This window comes from Acinetobacter sp. YH12058, from assembly GCF_013419805.1.
GTDB classification, from domain to species: domain Bacteria; phylum Pseudomonadota; class Gammaproteobacteria; order Pseudomonadales; family Moraxellaceae; genus Acinetobacter; species Acinetobacter towneri.
The window spans coordinates 1-19,026 of sequence record NZ_VOZL01000002.1 but is presented as its reverse complement, the minus strand read 5'-3'; the positions used below and the strand labels follow the sequence as shown (position 1 = coordinate 19,026).

Annotated in this window: 14 protein-coding genes and 5 pseudogenes; 13 read left to right on the top strand and 6 right to left on the bottom strand. The window is 33.5% G+C overall.

From position 1 onward, the window contains the following. The first annotated feature begins 161 nt into the window (after nucleotides 1-161). The 4 genes and pseudogenes from FTU09_RS01495 (at nucleotide 162) to FTU09_RS01480 (ending at nucleotide 3,322) form a co-directional block, all read left to right on the top strand. Nucleotides 162-821 (top strand): hypothetical protein, encoded by a 660-nt coding sequence (locus tag FTU09_RS01495; RefSeq protein WP_180079448.1) that lies wholly within the window; start codon nucleotides 162-164, stop codon nucleotides 819-821. A 643-nt stretch (nucleotides 822-1,464) separates the two neighbouring features. Further along, nucleotides 1,465-1,695 (top strand): annotated as a pseudogene (locus FTU09_RS01490) (restriction endonuclease); the annotation flags it as partial. Between the two features lie 186 nt (nucleotides 1,696-1,881). Continuing rightward, nucleotides 1,882-2,916: a hypothetical protein gene (locus tag FTU09_RS01485; RefSeq protein WP_180079447.1), complete on the top strand. Its 1,035-nt coding sequence runs from the start codon at nucleotides 1,882-1,884 to the stop codon at nucleotides 2,914-2,916. A gap of 130 nt (nucleotides 2,917-3,046) precedes the next feature. Then, nucleotides 3,047-3,322 carry a hypothetical protein gene (locus FTU09_RS01480; protein ID WP_180079446.1) on the top strand — a complete coding sequence of 92 codons (276 nt, stop codon included), beginning with the start codon at nucleotides 3,047-3,049 and terminating at the stop codon, nucleotides 3,320-3,322. Nucleotides 3,323-3,373: 51 nt separating this feature from the next. Here FTU09_RS01480 and FTU09_RS01475 read toward each other — a convergent pair whose 3' ends face one another. After that, nucleotides 3,374-4,018: a CatB-related O-acetyltransferase gene (locus FTU09_RS01475; RefSeq protein ID WP_180079445.1), complete on the bottom strand. Its 645-nt coding sequence runs from the start codon at nucleotides 4,016-4,018 to the stop codon at nucleotides 3,374-3,376. A gap of 423 nt (nucleotides 4,019-4,441) precedes the next feature. On the opposite strand from FTU09_RS01475, the gene FTU09_RS01470 reads away from it, so the two are divergent. The 8 genes and pseudogenes from FTU09_RS01470 to FTU09_RS01435 all read left to right on the top strand — a co-directional run bounded on the left by FTU09_RS01470 (nucleotide 4,442) and on the right by FTU09_RS01435 (nucleotide 13,008). After that, on the top strand, nucleotides 4,442-4,648 hold the full coding sequence (locus FTU09_RS01470; RefSeq protein WP_180079444.1) for a helix-turn-helix domain-containing protein: 207 nt from the start codon (nucleotides 4,442-4,444) through the stop codon (nucleotides 4,646-4,648). A gap of 97 nt (nucleotides 4,649-4,745) precedes the next feature. Then, complete coding sequence (locus tag FTU09_RS01465; RefSeq protein WP_180079443.1) at nucleotides 4,746-5,636, top strand: hypothetical protein; 891 nt, start codon at nucleotides 4,746-4,748, stop codon at nucleotides 5,634-5,636. Nucleotides 5,637-5,769: 133 nt separating this feature from the next. After that, nucleotides 5,770-7,250, top strand: a pseudogene (locus FTU09_RS01460) (N-6 DNA methylase). Beyond that, complete coding sequence (locus FTU09_RS01455) at nucleotides 7,247-8,434, top strand: restriction endonuclease subunit S (RefSeq protein WP_180079442.1); 1,188 nt, start codon at nucleotides 7,247-7,249, stop codon at nucleotides 8,432-8,434. Before FTU09_RS01460 ends, FTU09_RS01455 begins: the two are co-directional and overlap by 4 nt. Before the next feature lie 31 nt (nucleotides 8,435-8,465). Next, a complete protein-coding gene (locus FTU09_RS01450) occupies nucleotides 8,466-11,906 on the top strand; it encodes a DEAD/DEAH box helicase family protein (RefSeq protein WP_180079441.1) in 3,441 nt (1,146 codons plus the stop codon). Between the two features lie 20 nt (nucleotides 11,907-11,926). After that, a pseudogene (locus FTU09_RS01445) lies at nucleotides 11,927-12,100 on the top strand (SIR2 family protein); the annotation flags it as partial. A 1-nt stretch (nucleotide 12,101) separates the two neighbouring features. Further along, nucleotides 12,102-12,350 (top strand): annotated as a pseudogene (locus FTU09_RS01440) (integrase core domain-containing protein); the annotation flags it as partial. 172 nt (nucleotides 12,351-12,522) lie between these two features. Further along, a complete protein-coding gene (locus FTU09_RS01435; RefSeq protein ID WP_180079440.1) occupies nucleotides 12,523-13,008 on the top strand; it encodes a hypothetical protein in 486 nt (161 codons plus the stop codon). Nucleotides 13,009-13,039: 31 nt separating this feature from the next. On the opposite strand, the gene FTU09_RS01430 is transcribed toward FTU09_RS01435, so the two are convergent. The 5 genes from FTU09_RS01430 to FTU09_RS01410 form a co-directional block, all read right to left on the bottom strand. Continuing rightward, nucleotides 13,040-14,080 carry an IS481 family transposase gene (locus tag FTU09_RS01430; RefSeq protein WP_180079439.1) on the bottom strand — a complete coding sequence of 347 codons (1,041 nt, stop codon included), beginning with the start codon at nucleotides 14,078-14,080 and terminating at the stop codon, nucleotides 13,040-13,042. A 112-nt stretch (nucleotides 14,081-14,192) separates the two neighbouring features. Beyond that, entirely contained in the window at nucleotides 14,193-14,609 is a 417-nt protein-coding gene (locus FTU09_RS01425; RefSeq protein ID WP_180079438.1) for a hypothetical protein, read from the bottom strand. 10 nt (nucleotides 14,610-14,619) lie between these two features. After that, nucleotides 14,620-16,518 carry a hypothetical protein gene (locus tag FTU09_RS01420; RefSeq protein ID WP_180079437.1) on the bottom strand — a complete coding sequence of 633 codons (1,899 nt, stop codon included), beginning with the start codon at nucleotides 16,516-16,518 and terminating at the stop codon, nucleotides 14,620-14,622. A gap of 3 nt (nucleotides 16,519-16,521) precedes the next feature. Then, nucleotides 16,522-18,465 carry a hypothetical protein gene (locus FTU09_RS01415; RefSeq protein WP_180079436.1) on the bottom strand — a complete coding sequence of 648 codons (1,944 nt, stop codon included), beginning with the start codon at nucleotides 18,463-18,465 and terminating at the stop codon, nucleotides 16,522-16,524. A 9-nt stretch (nucleotides 18,466-18,474) separates the two neighbouring features. Continuing rightward, nucleotides 18,475-18,924: a site-specific integrase gene (locus FTU09_RS01410; protein ID WP_180079435.1), complete on the bottom strand. Its 450-nt coding sequence runs from the start codon at nucleotides 18,922-18,924 to the stop codon at nucleotides 18,475-18,477. Nucleotides 18,925-18,959: 35 nt separating this feature from the next. Here FTU09_RS01410 and FTU09_RS13895 point away from each other — a divergent pair. Further along, nucleotides 18,960-19,026: pseudogene (locus FTU09_RS13895) on the top strand (helix-turn-helix domain-containing protein); the annotation flags it as partial.

The following is a 19,026-nucleotide window of genomic DNA, read 5'->3' as shown; positions in this document are numbered from 1 at the left end:
TCAATTGAAATTTAGGCCTAGTGGTAACGATTCCTCGTTATAAAACAATACAAATTCTATTTTTTTTCAAATGTCCCACATATCTTTTTAAATAGCATATAGAAAGCTGATGCTGTAAGATTTCACCCAAACATTAGAATTATGTTATTTCAAAGAGCAAGATGAAAATTCCTAGTCATTTGATAAGTCGGGAAAGTGAAATTGACCCACTTTCTGAAAAAGAGTTATCTCAGATATATGAATTTAGACGAAGGATTGAAAGCTATGACAAAACAATGAAGCGTTACCATATTATGGCTATATCTAAGCATGCAATATCTGATGATATAGAAGTAAGAAAAGCAACATTTGAAGCCAATACACCAGATATTGATCATATTCAAAACATCGCCCTGAAATTTCGTTTCTTTTATGCAGACAAAGAACCGACAAAGCTTGAATCGATTATCAATCTTTTAAGAAGAAAAGCAAAAGATGAATGGGCATGTAATTATCTTGATTTAGTCCGTAAGCAATACAATGACCTTATGAATAGTTGTCACATCAGTAATCAAATGGGACATTCTGTAAGTAATCGAGACATAATTAATCTTTGGTTTAATTCTGACTTTTTTCATTCAGATGTTGATAAACGTAAAAAGTTAAGTGCTATTAATCAGTCTATTTCAGAGCAAGCCTCCCTGTTTCAGTTATATGTGGCTATTACTAATGTCTCAGTACAGTTAAAGTCAGTGTATGCGATCACTCATAAAATTAGCTCAGATATGCATATAATTTGTACACCCAATCATCACTTTAAACGAAAGTCACAGGCAAATTGAAAGCAAAGGCATCAAAGAAATGTTTATTGAGCATCTGACTATTCGGGGCACTTTAGAAATATCACAACTTTATGTACCACCGTTCAACCCAATATTATGAATGGGATTGATGGTGTGTTTAGTGATGATGCAGATGCTAAGCCTAGAAAGCTTTCAAATCATGCCAGCCAAATTTGGCCATTTATTCATACGATGAAGATTGGCGATCGGATTGTTCTACCTTCAAAACTACAGCCTGTTATTTATATAGGTTCCATTACTTCTGAATATTCCTATGACCCAAAGCTATTGATCCTTTCAAACATTCACGTTCAGTGAAGTGGTTAGCTACTGGTATTCCAAGATCTCATTTTTCACAGGATATTCTTTATAGCTTTGGGGCTTTCATGACTATTTGCAAAATACAGCGAAATAATGCTGAAGAACGTTTACTTGAAATGGAAAAAACTCATGGAAACCGGAAAATTTACATCAGGTAATTAAACTAAAAGGAGTTCAAAAAGATATCGAAATTGAAGATGCCTCGGACGAATCTAGTTCAGTCGATCTGGAATTTATAGAGCAGGATCAAATTAGAAAAGTAATAGAATCAAAATTTAAAGGTCACAGATTAACCTTATTAGTCTAAGCCGTACTAGAAGCCCAAGGATATACTTGCTGGCAAAGCCCTGAGGGAGCAGATGGTGGTGTAGACATCTTTGCTGGTGATGGCCCTATGGGGTTTGGGCAACAGCAAATTTGTGTAGAAGTAAAATCTGGAGATAGTCAAGTAGATCGACCAACTGTAGATAGGTTAATTGGTGCGATGACAAAATTTAATACTAAGCAAGGTTTATTTGTTGCTTGGGGTGGCTTTAAATCTAATGTAAAATAAAAATTAGCCTCCAGTTTCTTTAGAGTGAGGCTTTGGACACAAAATAATTTGTTAAACCAAATTTTTCTTAATTATGAAAAATTGAATGATGACATCAAAGCTGAATTACCATTAAAGCGTATTTGGATAATCTCAAATGCTGAAGGATAAATGCAATAATATATCTTAATTTAAGAACATTGAATTATGAAAAATATCGATAAGAATAAAGACCTAAAAGACTATACTCTCACTCATGAGAGTATAGTCTTAAAGCTAGATACCAAAGCAAAAGAATTGTTGGAATATTTTTTTGATGCTTTAAATTATATTTATTCTGAAATTACGAAAAATAATAATATTCAAAATATTAATTTTTTCTTACTAAGTTTAAAGCCAAAAATCGATAGCATTATAGGAGGAAAAAATAAAGCCGTAGTTTATCATTTGCTTAATATTGCTATAGCACAATGGTTTGAAGAAGATATAGGATCTGCCTACTTAAAAATTGATAAACCATGCAAAATTTTAAAAAACAATAAAATATCCTTACCTTTCCCACATTGTTCAAATGTAGAGTTTATTAGTCCTGATCTTTATAAAAAACATATATATTCTTATTATGAACCACATATTAAAATATTGAAAGTAAAAAACATTTTCATAGCTCAGATTGCCTTTTATACAGCGCCATTACGTAAAAAAAAGGTTTATGTTGTAAGTAATAAAGAAACTATCCAAGTTGCGGGAAATTATGAACGTATTAAGTATTTAAAGCAGAAAAATACCCTAAGCATGCACTTGCAGCATCAGGAGGATCGACACAAAGAAGATTATAAGAATTATTTAGTAAGATTTAAGCAAGAATCTAGTAGGCATAAACCCAAAATTAATCGCCTAAATGAACAACATATTGATCAAAATTTATCCAATTGCACTAAGCAACAAGATGTAATTGAGAAATATAAAGACAGCAGTGAATCCAAAAATCATTCAGCATGGAAAAAATATCTTAACCGCTCTAAGAATACAAATAAGATTGATGTGGATACAGCCTTAGAAATCTTAGAGGCATTTAAAGAAGTTGATGCTAGAAGGTCTGAAAGTAATCGAAAATATTTACAAGAATATTATAAGAATGGAAGTTTTGGTAAGTTCGGTTTGCCGCAGGCTAAATGGAGACATGGCACATATGGAATAAATTCAAAAGAGCCAGATTTTTTTAGTAAAATAAAAGAATAGGCTACTATTTAATTTCGCAAATTGTTTGGGCATTTTTATAGAGAAATCCATAAAGTTCAAACTCAATGAGTAAATCTCATAGTAAGGAGTTTTTTATGAAATCAATAAAATTTATAGAGATGGAGAACCTATGAGGAAGCCCAAAGGTAAATTCCGTTGTATATCACAAACTTCTATTTGTCCTACATGCAAAGAAGCACTGCTAGGCAATCTCATTGTCTTAGGTGAACATTACCAAATCATACATGGCCGATTACCGACTGATGGGGAAATATATCAATTTAGAACATACAAAAAGAAAGAAATTCCTTTAGATAAATATGCTGAATATTCAGGAGCATATTGCAAAAATAGTTTTAATGAAGTTAGTGGTGGATTACCCTCATTAGGAAAAAAAAGGCGATGAGAATAAAACACCAATAAGTAATTAGTCAAAGGTTGTTAGATAAGCAAAAAATCACTTTACCAAATTATTTACAGGCTCTTCTAGAAAGTATTTTTCTAAAGCATCAATATCATTTGATTGAAACAAATGACGTAAGCTTAATAATTTTTTTTCATCCAAGGCATAAATATTTAATCTTAATAATCTATCGATTTGCTCTGGAGAAAATCGAGTTTTTATAATTTTAGCAGGCACTCCCCCAACTATTGTATACGGAGGCACATCTTTAGTAACAACAGCACCTGTTGCAACCACAGCACCTTCACCAAGTGTGACACCTTGCATAATCATTGCACGAGAGCCAATCCAGCAACCATCTCCAATGACTGTATCGCCAGCAGGTACAAAACTGCGTGTATCAAACGGAAACGATGAAATCCAGTCGGTACGATGTAACTGGTTACCACCCATCATAATCACGCACTCTGCGCCAAAACAGACGAAATTACCGATATAAAGCTGGTCAATAGGCTTTTCTGGTGTAGCAGGCTTGTCATGCAGATATCGAACAACACAACGCTCAAAGCCAGAATCCCAATAAGCACTATAGTAACTATAATTACCTTTAATATGGATATTAGGATTTTTAACTGTTTTGGATATGAACTCAAATTCACACCAATGTTTTACTGGACTGTCACACAAGCTTCTATTCATAAAATCAAAAGTAAGTCGTCAATAGAAAGCTATATACCATTAAGGCAATAATTCTTTTACAGGAATGTCTAAACTTTAGCGATCACATAGAGTGAACCGTACCGGGTTTGTCGGAGACTTTTTATTTAAGTTAGGCCACCTGACCTAACGGGTTAATCTTATCATAGTAAATTGCTTCAAACTCAAAAGGCGACTTGTAACCCAATGCACTGTGTACACGCTTTTTATTGAACGGCTTTGTTGCATAAATATGTAAGCATCTGATTTATATGAATTTAATTTTGGATCAAAAAATAATCAAAACTTTTAAAATCATATAGTTATGAAATCTTTGTGCAACAAAGCCTGTAAAAGAGGATTATAGTCCGTGGATATATAGTCCTCAATTGGTGATATTTCTGTTTTTTGAGCAGTTAGTTTCAAATGTCAGAATTATCCAACGTAATTGGTCAATTAATTCGCAATAGAAGAACACAAAGAAGCATCACGCAAGAAGCTCTTGCATTACAGTGTGGTATTGATCGTAGTTATATGGGGCGCATTGAACGTGGAGAAGTAAACATTACAGTTGAAAAACTGTATGAAATTGCCGTCGTTTTAGAGATAAATGCAAAAGAATTATTACCCTAAACCCTTACGACCTTACTTGTCGTTAATTATTAAATTTCTATATGTTTATCTGGAAATTTAAGATAAATTTTCTCTACAAAATATAGAGAATTCTAAAATGAATACAAAATTTAGTGGGGATTTAGATTTTCCAGACTTAGATGATGTACGCCAAAAGCTTATCGTTTCTGAACTCATTCTAAGAGAAGAGGAAATCGCTTTTTCAATGAAATGGTCATATGCCTCTGGGAATTCTGATATTTGGCTTTTTGACGGTATTGCAGTAAAAAAGGAAGGTATCTTCATCGCTGAAAATGTCATTGGAAAAAAGTATCACGGATCATCTGGTGACGATGATGGGAACACCATTATTTTTAAGCAATTAAAGTTTGATCATGAGTATGGTGAGCTTGATGTGTTTGGTACGATTAAATACAAAGCCCAAGTTTTTGACTTCGAGGGCTTGCTTGAGCAAAGTGATTTTTCTTCACCAGCGATTCAAAACAGAATGGAAGAAACTAGGAAAAAACGAAATTTAGACGCGTCTTTTGCAAGAGGCTCACGAAGAAATAATCGATTATTTTTTATTACAACTGAATTAGAGCAATTGCCGATCTATTTCAAATCCTATATTAAAGAAAATCGCATTTTTTTAGCAGAAGCAAAAAAATATGAAGACGTTTTAGGTAAATTGAACCTAGCAAAAAATATTTTGCATTGGGTTCAAGATAGTAAAAAGTGCATTAGTTATTTTGAAAAGAAAATAAATGACATTCAGGATAATTCTGAAAAACTTCACCTATTTTTTGATGATGAAAAACTAGACTTTGCCAATCAGCTGAAGGAAATCTTAGATCAAGAACCGGATACCTACATCATGGACTTTGATTTATTGGATCAGGAACAACAAGAGTACTTCAAAGATACAGAGACTTACTTTGAAGATATTTATACGGAACTTAAGGATCTTGGCTACGAAGTTTATCACGCTTGGATTGATGCAAAATAAAATGATTTGATGCCAATATCTCAAAATATAGGCAATTTTTTGCGACACAAGTTGTCTCATCTTTCTAATTTATCATAGCTTTTTCATCTAAAATTCAACACAATACTCTCAAAGAAATTTGAGAGTCATCTACGTGATTACAGGCGAAATTAAAAGCAAAATTGACCAGATTTGGAATGCATTTTGGAGTGGCGGTATTTCCAATCCTTTAGAAGTCATGGAGCAAATGACTTATTTGCTATTTATTCGCCGACTCGATGAAATTCAGATTACGAAAGAAAAGAAAGCTAACCGCTTAAAAACTGCTGTAGAACATCCAATTTTTACGCCTGAGCAAGACCATCTTCGTTGGTCAAAGTTTATTACTTTAGGCGATGCTGCAACTTTATATAATACTGTTGCCAATGAAGTTTTTCCTTTCATTAAAAACTTAGGTGCAGAAGACGAAACCACCTACAGCCATCACATGAAGGATGCGCGTTTTACCATTCCTACGCCTGCGCTTTTAACCAAAGTGGTGGATTTGGTTGCCGATGTGCCAATGGATGATAAAGACACCAAAGGCGATATTTACGAATACATGCTCGGTAAGATTGCCTCAGCAGGTCAAAATGGTCAGTTCCGTACGCCTCGCCATATCATCAAGATGATTGTGGAGCTGATGCAACCTAAGCCAACAGATACCATTTGTGACCCTGCGTGTGGTACAGCTGGCTTCCTTGTTGCTGCAAGTGAATATTTAAATGATCATTACAGCACTGAAATTTTTGCCAATCCTGAAGCGGCTAAGCGTTTTAGTGAAGAAACTTTCTTTGGTTATGATTTTGATAGCACTATGCTTCGTATTGGTTCGATGAACATGATGCTGCATGGTGTAGAAAACCCACGTATTGAAAACCGTGATTCTTTGAGTGAAGCACATTCACATATTGCTGAAAAATACAGTTTGATTTTAGCCAATCCGCCATTTGCAGGCAGTTTGGATAATGAAAGTTGTGCTAAAAACCTTCAAGCGATTGTTAAAACTAAAAAGACTGAATTACTGTTTTTAGCCTTGTTCTTACGGTTGTTAAAAACAGGTGGTCGTGCTGCGGTGATTGTGCCTGATGGTGTGTTATTTGGTTCATCTAAAGCGCATAAAGATTTGCGTCAAAAGATTGTGGAAGAGCAAAAACTTGAAGCAATTATTTCCATGCCGTCTGGTGTGTTTAAGCCTTATGCAGGGGTTTCGACTGCGATTATGATTTTCACCAAAACCATGTCGGGCGGTACGGACAAAGTTTGGTTTTATGATATGCAGGCGGATGGTTATTCGCTTGATGATAAGCGTAACGAGCTAGATGCATCTAAGCATGAAAATAACAACATTCCTGACATCATTGCGCGTTTTAAAAATTTAGATGCGGAAGTTGAGCGTAAAGCGACTGAACAAAGTTTTATGGTAGATAAAGCGGATATTGCGGCAAATGGCTATGATTTGTCGATTAACCGCTATAAGGAAGTGGTCTATGAGCAAGTGGAATATGAACACCAAGCAAGATTTTGGCGGATTTAGAAGTGCTTGAGCAGGATATTTTAAAAGGAATGGCTACGCTTAAGGAGATGCTTAAGTGAGTTTGGAATATCAAAAATTAGGTGATGTTGCGGATTTTATTCGGGGTATTACATACAAGCCGAACGATTTAGTTGATAACTTTTCTGAGGGATCAACTGTATGTATGCGTACCGCAAATGTTCAGGTTCAACTAAAACAGGATGATCTGTTATCTGTTCCTGCTAATTTAGTTAAAAATAAAGATAAGTTTTTAATCGAGGGCGATATTCTTGTTTCAACAGCGAATAGTTGGAATCTTGTAGGAAAATGTTGTTGGATTCCAAAGCTTGAATATTCTGCAACAGCGGGCGGATTTATCTCAATTTTGAGAGCTAATCAGGAAAAATTAGATCAACGTTATTTATATCATTGGTTTAATTCACCTAATACTCAGTTATTGGCTCGTAATTGTGGACGACAAACGACGAATATTTCTAATATGGATTTAGATCGTTGTTTATCAATTAAAATCCCACTCCCACCACTTTCCGAACAACGCCGAATTGCGTCTATTTTAGATCAAGCGGATGAGTTACGCCAAAAACGTCTGCAAGCGATTGAAAAGTTAGATCAGCTTTTACAAGCGACCTTTATTGATATGTTTGGTGATCCTGTCAGTAATCCTAAAGGTTGGGTATCTTCAACATTAGGTGAGCAATGTGAAGTAGGAACAGGATCAACCCCATCAAGACAAAATGCAGATTACTTTGAGGGTAATATTCCTTGGGTTAAATCAACTGAAGTTGATTGGGGAACAATTACCTATACCAGTGAAACGATTAGTGAAGATGGAAAAAATAGTGCTCGTTTAAAAATTTATCCTAAAGGTTCTATTATTTTAGCTCTTTATGGTCAAGGTATCACCAGAGGGAAATCCGCTTTATTAGGAATAGAAGCAACATTAAACCAAGCTTGTGCTGCTTTAATACCTAAAGAACCTATTAGTAATTATTTTGTTTTTAGTTTTCTGAGATTTTCTTACGAAAATTTAAGGAATCAAGCTCGTGGTGGAAATCAGGAAAACTTAAATCTAAATATTGTTAAAAGTTTCCCAATTTATTTGCCACCAAATGAATTACAGGAAAAATGGTCTAAAATTGCATTAGGCATTGAAGATCAAAAGCAAAATCTTTATAAACAACTAAATATGCAAAATCAGTTGTTTAGTTCATTACAAACCCAAGCATTTAACGGCAGTTTATAAAATTTAATTAAAAATATGAGGGAATATATACATGAGCAATTTTCAGTTTTTAGAACCTGAATTTAAAAGTTTAGCAGCCACTGCCAAAGAAGCCGAAAAGCTCGTGTATATCTCCCCACAATTTGCCCTTGCTGCGGCTCGTACATCACTCGAAAACCTTGTACTGTGGCTGTATCAATACGACAAAAAACTGACTCAGCCTTATGATGCTTCACTACATAACTTACTCAACGACCTCAAATTTAAAGACCTGATTCCACCCTATATTTGGGACAAAATGGACAACATCCGCATGGTCGGCAACAGTGCCGTGCATGGGAAAAAGTTCAAGCAGCTCACCACCGAAGAAACTGTAAAACACATCAGCCATTTATTTCTGATGTATGTCTGGTTTGAACGTAACTATGGTTCACCTTCAAAAGACCGTTCACAGTCGATTTTATTTAACCCAAAACTAATACCAAATGCTGACAATACTCAGCAAATCACCGCTAACCAAGAACAACTGCAAAAAGAAACAGAAGCTAAAGAAAAACAGTTTGCAGAACAACATAAAGCCCTACGTGAATTAGAACAACGCCTGTTTGAACAATCAGCAAACCTAGAAGAACGTGAAAAGCTACTCGCTCAAGCCGATGCCGAGCGAGCGCAGATCCGCCAGCAAGTCGAACAAGCCAAGATTGCCAACAGCAAAATCGAAGACCCTACCGACTATAAAGAAGACGAAACTCGAAAACTTAAAATTGACCTCATGCTTGAAGAAGCAGGTTGGGAAATTGGCACATCGGTTCGAGAGGAAGTTGCTGTTACAGGCATGCCGAGCCCATCGGGTAAAGGTGCAGTGGATTATGTGCTATATGATGCCAATGGCTTGCCTTTGGCTGTGGTTGAAGCAAAACGCACATCAACCGACCCTGATATTGGACAACAACAAGCCAAGCTCTATGCAGACTGCCTAGAACAACAAACAGGACAACGGCCTGTCATATTCTATACCAATGGTTACAAAACCCGAATTTGGAATGATGTGCAAGGTGGTCCACCACGCTTAGTTCACGGCTTTTATACGCAAGCAGAACTCAAGCGTCTGATTGAACGACGTAAAAACAACCCTGATTTAAGCAGCTTCCCGATCAATGCAGACATTGTCGAGCGTTACTACCAAACTCGTGCCATCAAAGCCATGCTTGCAGCCTATCAACGTAAAGAACGTGCAGGCTTACTGATTATGGCAACAGGCACAGGTAAAACACGTACTGCCATTGCACTGGTCGATGTGCTAATGAAAGCAAATGTGGTACAAAAGGCGTTATTCCTTGCTGATCGTACATCTTTGGTCAATCAGGCGCACAATGCCTTTAAAGCCAATTTAAAAGATGCTTCATTCGTCAATTTACTTGAGGATAAAAATCAAGTTGGTCGAGTGTATTTCTCGACCTATCAAACCATGATGGGTTTGATTGATGAAATGAATGCCGATGGCACACGTAAATTCGGTACAGGCATGTTTGACCTGATTATTGTCGATGAAGCACACCGCAGCGTTTACCAAAAATTTGGCGAGATTTTTAAATACTTCGATAGTTTGCTTGTTGGTTTAACCGCAACGCCACGAGATGAAGTAGATCGTGATACATACGCACTGTTTGGCTTAGAAAGCGGTGTACCGACTGATTACTACGACCTCGATCAAGCCATTGCCGATGGCTATCTTGTGCCACCAAAAGCTTATTCTGTTCCGCTTAAATTTATGCGTGAAGGCGTAAAATATGACGAACTCTCAGAAGAGGAAAAACAACACTGGGACAGTCTAAATTGGGGCGATGAAGATGCACCTGAAGAAGTTTCAGCATTCAAAATCAATAAAGAGCTGTTTAATACAGGCACGATTGATTTAATGCTCAAGCACTTGATGGAAAATGGTATTAAAACTGAAGGTGGAGATCGTTTGGGTAAAACTATTATCTTTGCCGTCAATCAAAAACATGCCCAGTTTATTGCTGATCGCTTCAATGAAAACTATCCGCAATATGATGGCAAGTTTGCCCGTGTCATTACCCATGCCACTAAGTATCCACAAAGCTTAATTGATGACTTTAGCAAGAAAGATTTACCTGAGCCACAGATTGCGATTTCAGTGGATATGCTTGATACAGGCATTGATGTACCTGAAGTGGTCAACTTAGTATTCTTTAAAGCTGTACGTTCTAAAGTGAAGTTTATGCAGATGATTGGGCGTGGTACACGCCTCTGCAAAGAATTGTTTAGCCCTGAAAAAGATAAAAAAGAATTCTTTATTTTCGACTATTGCTCTAACTTTGAATACTTCAATGAAAACCCTGATGGTGCACCTGTATCGACCACAGAGCCACTCGGACAACGCTTGTTTAAAGCACGTTTAAATATCCTGAGTTTACTGAATGCGAAGGACGATGCCACCGAAGAATTAAAAGCTGTACAGCAAGATATGCGTCAGAGTTTACAGACTGAAGTGAAGTCCATGAACAATGACAACTTCATTGTGAAATCTGAACTTGAGCATGTTGAACATTTCAAAAATGATGATGCTTGGAACAATTTAGATGACCTTGCGATTGGTACATTACGAGAACACATCTCTAAACTACCAAATCAACTTGAACCTGAAACCTTAGAAGCTAAACTCTTCGATATGTTGTGCTACAACTTAGAACTTGCCGTATTAGAAAAGAACAATAAGGCAATTGAGAACTATGCCAATCGAGTGATCGAAATTGCTTCTAAATTAGAAGGTAAAGAAAATATTCCTGTGGTTGCAGAACAGATTACGTTGATTCAAGAAATCCAATCCTTAGACTATTGGAAAGGCATCACTTTGCCAATGCTTGAAGCAATGCGTAAACGTATTCGTGGTTTGGTCAAACTCATAGAGAAATCAACCTCAACGATTGTCTACTCCATGCTTAATGATGAAATTGGACAGATGGAAGCAGTCGACATTCCAGTGGTATCAAGTGGCGTAAATCTAGCCCAGTACCGTAAGCGAGTAGAAAGTTTCATCAAAGCGAATGAAAACCATATTACCATCGCAAAGTTAAAGCGTGGTTTAGCCTTAACACCAACCGATCTAAGTGAGTTAGAACGCTTTGTTTTTGAAGCGCAAGAAGTAGAAAGCCGAGATAAATTTGAAGAATGTTTTGGAACAGAGAAATCCTTACCGTTATTTATTCGATCTTTAGTTGGGTTGGATCGTCAGGCTGTACAACAAGCATTCTCAAAATATCTGCAAGGGTCAACCTATAACGAGAAGCAGATTCGTTTTGTGGAAATGCTAATTGATCATTTAACTCAAAATGGGGTGCTAGAAGCAGCGCAGTTATATGAACCACCGTTTAATCAGATCCACTATGAAGGGATTGATGGTGTGTTTGGTGATGCCGATGCTGACAACATATTTGGGGTTGTTGAAGCGTTTAATGAAGCGGTGGCTTAGATTATTAAATAGGTAATAATATGACTAATAAATATTATAATTCATTAAAGCAGGTTTGGGTTTCTGCTGATAAAGATGACGGAATTGAGAACGAAACTTTTGAGTCTGATATTAAAGGGAAATTAAAATCAGCTCTTCAGATGCCTAATATTATGGTGTTGGCGGGAAGTGGAACATCATTAGGTGATGTTGTAATCAGTCGGTACGACTGGTGATTCATACGATAATGCTCTAGCTGAAACGGTGAATGGCTTATACAAAACAGAGGTGATTGAATATTTGGAAGCAGATTGGCGCGGTTCAGCAGATGTACAACTTGCGACACTAAAGTGGGTAGATTGGTTCAATAAAAAGCGTGTACACAGTGCACTGGGTTATGTATCGCCTTTTGAGTTTGAAGCAATGTACTATGATAAGATTAACCCGTTAGGTCAGGTGGCCTAACTTAAATAAAAAAAGTCTCCGACGAACCCGGTACGGTTCACTTTCCAATTTGTAACGATAACTCTGCCATTTGAAACTAACTGTTCAAAAAACAAAAATATCAACAATTGAGGACTATATATACACGGATTATAATCCTCATTGATTGAAATTCTGATAAGAGTAAAACTTCTTGGCTAAATTAACTTTACATTTTTATGCACAATTCTTTGAGTTATTGGAACACTCTGAGATTGTTGACTGGCCAGCAAAAATGTTTATTGAGAAAATTTTTTATCCATTTTTTAGAACCACAAAGAATAAAGCAAAAATTTATAGAGGATTAGAGGCACTAGTACGAAGTGGATATTTGGATCGAAAAAAAAGCCCCAACAATACAAGGATTTACTTATATACAGCAACTAAAAAAGCAATTGAGTGTCATGAAAAAAATTTAGCAGAGAACTTTATAACTGTGATTAAAAATAAAATTAGCGTTATACAGATGCATATAGATGAAAAACAGATTGAGATTGAGCTTATTGATGAATTAATTAGTGAAAACCCTCAAATTAAACAAAAACTAGAAAGTTTAAAAGAAGAGAATATTTCTGATCTTCATACACTTGATTTTAAAAAAAGAGTTTTATTAAAATATACTAGCTCAAACCTGATCTGACAGTTACCCATTTTTTATTGTGCCTGTCAGGTTAAATTTGAGCTAAATTCTTCTCAGCCCAAATCCGTTTTCCATCAAGTAAAGTTTCAAGTGGTGTACGACCACAGCACATTTTTCCTTGATGAGTCCGTTCAGTATTATAGAATTTCAGCCAATCGTCTAGATCAACTTGCAATTCTTCCAATGAGCTATAAAGCTTCTTCCTAAACGTAATTTGATAGAACTCCTGCAAAATCGTCTTATGGAAACGCTCACATATACCATTTGTTTGCGGGGAAGCTGCTTTTGTCTTCGTGTGATCAATATCATTGACTGCCAGATACAACTCATAGTCATGTTGTTCTACCTTACCGCAATACTCAGTACCTCTGTCTGTGAGGATGCGAAGCATTGGTAAGTCCTGAGATTGATAGAATGGCAACACACGATCATTGAGTAAATCAGCCGCTGTAATCGGTGTTTTTGTTGTATAGAGCTTGCAATGAACGACCTTGCTATAGGTGTCGATGAATGTTTGTTGATAGATTCGTCCAACACCTTTGAGATTCCCGACATAAAAGGTGTCTTGCGCGCCTAAATAGCCTGGATGAGCTGTTTCGATTTCACCACAAGCAACGTCATCCTCATGCTTACGTTCAAGTGCCGCAATCTGCTGATCATTTAATTCAATACCATCCTGTGCCACTTTAGCCTCAAGTGCTTTTAAACGCTTCTTAAAGTTTTCTAAATCATGACGAAGCCATATAGAGCGAACCCCACTCCCTGAAACGAATACACCCTTCTTGCGTAATTCATTACTAGTACGGTGCTGACCATTTGCGGGATATTGAATTGCGAAATCAATAACAGCCTGTTCAGTAGCATCATCTACACGGTTTTTTAAATTTGGTACTCGACGGGATTTATTGATCAGTGCGTCAATGTCACCAGACTTCACTAATTCCTGATAGCGATAAAATGTATCTCTTGAAACACCCATCACTTTGCATGCTCTGGATACATTCTGAAGCTCTTCAGCTAAATTAAGCAGACCTACTTTGTGTTTAATGATTTGATTGTTAGTATGCAACATAAGAAAGTTACCTTTGTTTGATTAAGATTTCGACACCTTTATCAAAACGGGTAACTTTCTCTTTTTCAAGAAGAATGTACGATCAAGTCTGAACGAATACAGGTAATAGTATTCACAAATCATTCTTCAAAATAAAGTTAATGATATTATCATCATCTTTATCTGAAGATCTTAGCTTATGATTTTCTCTTATTAATTGATTTAGTTGTAAGAGTTGAGAATCGTATCTTTCTTTTAATTCAGCATATGCTACAGCCAAATTACTAAATTTCTCGTAAATATCAGTATCATGCTTTTTTTTCTGCCTTTGCTCATCTACAGCAAAGGTTAATCTTTTTTCTTCAGCATGCTTAATATCTAAAATCAATTCAGCTAATTCGGGTCTCGATTGCTTAATAGCACCGCGCTTTCTACCAGCTTCTATTGCCACGGTGTCATTGTTAATTTTATAAGGGAATTGCACGATTATGGGTTTGTTTTTTACCAACCTCTCCAGAGCTAAATAATAATTGTTAATCATTTTTGACATATTTTTTATCCTAGAAATTAACTTTACTTAATAATTTATCAATTGAAGTTATTTCTGCTGTAATTTGATTATAAAAAATTGAGCTGTATTCATACTTCTGCAATTGCATTTGCAAATGATCTTTTAACTTATGAAGTTTATCTATTGTTTTACTATCAAATATGGCGTCAGCACATGTAATGCAACTAGCTATATGAAATATACCTAACTTATTACAACCATTGATGCTAGAACAACCACCTAAAGGCGTTTCTTTATAAGAAATTTGTCCTTCATTAACCATTTTTATCAGCTCATTATTATCTTTGAAAAAAGAAGGTAAATTATTAGAATCTTTAATATTTTGAATGCGCGTGCCTTCCCCACCAAATAATATTTCATTATTATCAATAACTTGCTTTTGATACATCCAAGCTCTAGCATTGGTTAACTCTATTCGAAATTCTTTACAAAACTCTTCTTCAAAATTCATCCCATTTGCATAGCTATAATCATTAGCATAATAAAAAGTCATATCCAAACTAATATGTTTAAGTTGTTGTTTAAGAGAAGGAATTTTAACAATTCCACTTCTTGCACTATAAACAGCTAAAGATCTTCTAAATTGATGATAAACAAATTTCCAAGGACTTCCTAATTGGATAGAATATTTATTTTCCCAATCAATGAGAGGATTAAACTCATAAAGTTCAGCTATATCATCCTCATTGACAATGATTTCTTCAATAGTTTGATAAATAATTTCACCAATATAACTCTTATATAAAGTAGGAATTTTATAAATTTCATTTTCTAGAACTTTGGAATTTCCGAAAATATTAAATAGCGGTAACAATGGATATTTAGAGATTTCTAAGTTATTAATTAATTTTGAAATACTATTCTTAGATGACCATATTTTATGTATTCGAGCTATAGATTGTAAAACTAAATTTACTTCAACCATGCTCTTAGAAGTTATCCAATTACACCTTACAACACCAACTTTAGATAATTTTTTAGTAAAACCTTGGAATACGTATACCTCTTTATTATCAACATTGATTAATTGTAATGAATCATATGGCAAAATTTCTAATTCACTCTTCCTCATTCCACTGAAGCAAGAAATTAAGCAGGAGGCTATTGATTGTAGTTCCCCTAAATGTTTGATCAAATTTGATCTAATTTGAATGCCATTTTTTTTAAAATATCCTTTCAAAGCTTCACTAGAAGGAATATTTTTAAATAAAACATTAGTTCGATTATTAATATCGTTCCTTTGAAAGTATTGATCTGTATTAAAAAAATTTTCCATTTCATCTAAAACGCAATGATATTCATTTATCTTTTGAGTACATAACATGATGAATTCACTTAAAATTCTTGTAGGTATGAGTGCTGTCTGCTTTACATCATCATTTATTTTTTTTACATTTTTTCTGATTAGTTTTAAATCTTTTTTATCTAAGCCATAATTTAAATTAAACTCTTCTCCAGCAAGACCAATAGTATTAATACAAGACAAATAACTTTTAGCAGTATACTTTTCTAAATCATTAATTTTATTAACCAAAAAATTAAATAAAATTCGATTAGAACTCATGCTTATAAAACTATTATTAAATTTTTCGCATAATTTAGCTAAAACATTAAGAACATTAAAGAAATTTTTAATGGTTCTTAGTCCTGGTGAACCTTTTCTAATATAGACAAAATAATATAAAATATGTTTTATCTGCTTATTTAATTCATCATCAAAATTAAAATATATTTTTGGATTTCCTCGGGAAATTCTATACGAAGTAAAATCCCAAACATCATCTTTAAAACGACTTAATATATTGTTATCAACATCATAAGTAACAGGAGTCTCATCATCCGGATATTTATTTTTAATTCTTGTAATCTCATTAAGTAGTACAGCCATAATTTACTCACTAATATTTATGAAAAAATTTAAATAATTTTCTTCCCAGTATTCATCTAAGCATCCTTCTTCAACCTCTTTACCTATAGATAAAATTTTAGATTTATTCTTAATATTAAGCTTTATTATCGCATCTAATATTTCTTTAATCCTAAATTTTATATGAGCTAAATCATTGAAATTCTTATCAAAATACCTTGTAATATATAGTAATGATAAAATTTTTCTTATATCTGTATCATCTGATTTTATTACATAATTTTCACAAAATAGACACGTTACTGGGTTACTACAGGTTGGTATTATTTCATTTCTAAAACCTTTTTTTATACTTGGATCAGCTAATTCACACGCCCCCATGGGGGTATTAACACAATTATCATTGTCAATTTTAACATCAATATCTTTTGTATTTATTCTATTGGAATATACAGCTTTATTATATATTTTTTCAAAAAAATCGTTAAATTGTTTTTCTACTTGCCCTTCTACTATATCACTGTAGTTTATATTAATAACATTAGGTGTATTTCCTAGTTTATTTGAAGCTATAATATTACTATTAGTTTTTTCAAGAAAAATATTTGATACAGATAACCTTATTAAGCTCGGCTTTATCCAATTAACATTGATATCTCTAGTTGCTATAAATTTCAAAAACCACCTTCTATATACAATAAGTGAATTGTGAGAAAAATTTACTACTTCATTATGATTATTATCATTTACATTCCAGCTAAAGAATAAACCATAATTTTCAATTTCATATTTATCAACTAAATATTTTCTAAACTCAACATATTTCTTCAAATCAGTAATAAATTTTTTTGTTATATTAACTTTTATAACTTTATTGCCCGCTCTGTTTTTAACCTTTAAAACTTTCATATTTTTTACTGAATTATCTAACAACTCTAAATCTTTTATATTTAAATCATAAATTATAGATGGATTACAACCTGTATTACATATGAAAGCCATCGCAAAAGATGCTATAGCAAAGTTTATAGCTGTTTTTCTCTCATAGTTTAATGATTCACTATTAATTTTTTTTATTATAAGATCATAATCATTAAATGTATCATGAATAAAATCTGATATCTTTCTTGTTCCATACTGCTTATTAATATCTTTATTCTTTAAAAAATAAAATTTAAGTTTATTAATATTTTCTTTATTTTTAATAATTCCATTTCTTTTAAAAACATAACTACAACCAATACCTTTGAATTCTTTCAAAAAATAAGTGTAAATGCATTTTTTTTCATTAAGTTCAATTCTTACTGGAAATAAATCTTCCTGCATTAAGAATACTTTCAATGAATTATAGATATTCATATTTAATTTAAAAAAATTACTTATTTCATTTTTACTTACAGCTTTAATTCGTTGATTCCTATTACTCTTATAAGTAATATCTGAAGAACAACTTTTCACCTTACTTATTTCTATATCATAGTAACTACTTATTAATTCAGCCAAAATATGTTGTTTTCTACTTAATATTGCATTACTTTCTCTTTCAGTGTCTCTAAAAATCCTTTTTTCTTCTTCCCTCAAATAATTACTGTAAATAATATAAAGCTCTTTAGCCTTTTCTTCTGTCGAAAAATCAAAACTTAAGCCAATTTTTTCTATATCCTTAATTAAACAATTCAATAAAGAATAATTAGTTCTTAATGTATCTGGATTTTGATTTCTATGATAATTATTATCAAAATACTTTAGTAAAATTTGGTCAATTAGTGATTCATATGAATTCTTGTCAACTTTAGCTTGATGTTCATATTTATTTACTTTAGTTTTTCTCAAATAACAGAGTGATCCGATATCTAAATATGTATCACTTTTATTTACGATTGTTTTAATTACAAGATTTTTTAGACTATTAAATTGTGCAGGAATAAATTTTTCCAACTCAATTATTTCAACTATCCTATATTCCATAAATAGTCCTTATCTTACCGAATACAATATTTCATCATAATAATTCTCAACATTCTCAAAAACTTGATTTACTCTATAATTCCTAAAGTATTGATCTGTAGTTTTATAGCTTGAATGTCCCATTCTTGTGCTAACATAATGATATGAAAAATCATAATTAATATTATTTCTTAGAAAAAATTTAAGTAAGTTCATCCCAAAAGTTGCTCTTAAATCATGAATTGAAAACACCCTTATCTTTTCTTTATTTTTAATCATAATATTGATGATATCTTTTAAATTTTTCCTTATTGTCCCACCCTTTTGAACTTCAAAATTACTTTCAATTAAACTTTTAGATCTATCATTAATTTCATTTTTACTTGTATAATATGCATTATGTTTTTTACTAATAAATATGTAATTCTCATCATTTAATCCATAATAACTTCCTATAAGTTGACAAAAATAACTAATCATGCGAAAAAGTTTTTTTAGTTAACAGATGTTCACACATGCCTCGAATTGTTTCTGTACCACTTAGTTTAGAACAGCGAGAACGACTCATTTTTCTGGCCAAGC

Coding starts and splice junctions, on each gene's coding strand:
- FTU09_RS01495 (WP_180079448.1), top strand. CDS start 162: ATGAAAATTCCTAGTCATTTGATAAGTCGGGAAAGTGAAATTGACCCA.
- FTU09_RS01485 (WP_180079447.1), top strand. CDS start 1,882: ATGAAAAATATCGATAAGAATAAAGACCTAAAAGACTATACTCTCACT.
- FTU09_RS01480 (WP_180079446.1), top strand. CDS start 3,047: ATGAGGAAGCCCAAAGGTAAATTCCGTTGTATATCACAAACTTCTATT.
- FTU09_RS01475 (WP_180079445.1), bottom strand. CDS start 4,018: ATGAATAGAAGCTTGTGTGACAGTCCAGTAAAACATTGGTGTGAATTT.
- FTU09_RS01470 (WP_180079444.1), top strand. CDS start 4,442: ATGTCAGAATTATCCAACGTAATTGGTCAATTAATTCGCAATAGAAGA.
- FTU09_RS01465 (WP_180079443.1), top strand. CDS start 4,746: ATGAATACAAAATTTAGTGGGGATTTAGATTTTCCAGACTTAGATGAT.
- FTU09_RS01450 (WP_180079441.1), top strand. CDS start 8,466: ATGAGCAATTTTCAGTTTTTAGAACCTGAATTTAAAAGTTTAGCAGCC.
- FTU09_RS01430 (WP_180079439.1), bottom strand. CDS start 14,080: ATGTTGCATACTAACAATCAAATCATTAAACACAAAGTAGGTCTGCTT.
- FTU09_RS01425 (WP_180079438.1), bottom strand. CDS start 14,609: ATGTCAAAAATGATTAACAATTATTATTTAGCTCTGGAGAGGTTGGTA.
- FTU09_RS01420 (WP_180079437.1), bottom strand. CDS start 16,518: ATGGCTGTACTACTTAATGAGATTACAAGAATTAAAAATAAATATCCG.
- FTU09_RS01415 (WP_180079436.1), bottom strand. CDS start 18,465: ATGGAATATAGGATAGTTGAAATAATTGAGTTGGAAAAATTTATTCCT.
- FTU09_RS01410 (WP_180079435.1), bottom strand. CDS start 18,924: ATGATTAGTTATTTTTGTCAACTTATAGGAAGTTATTATGGATTAAAT.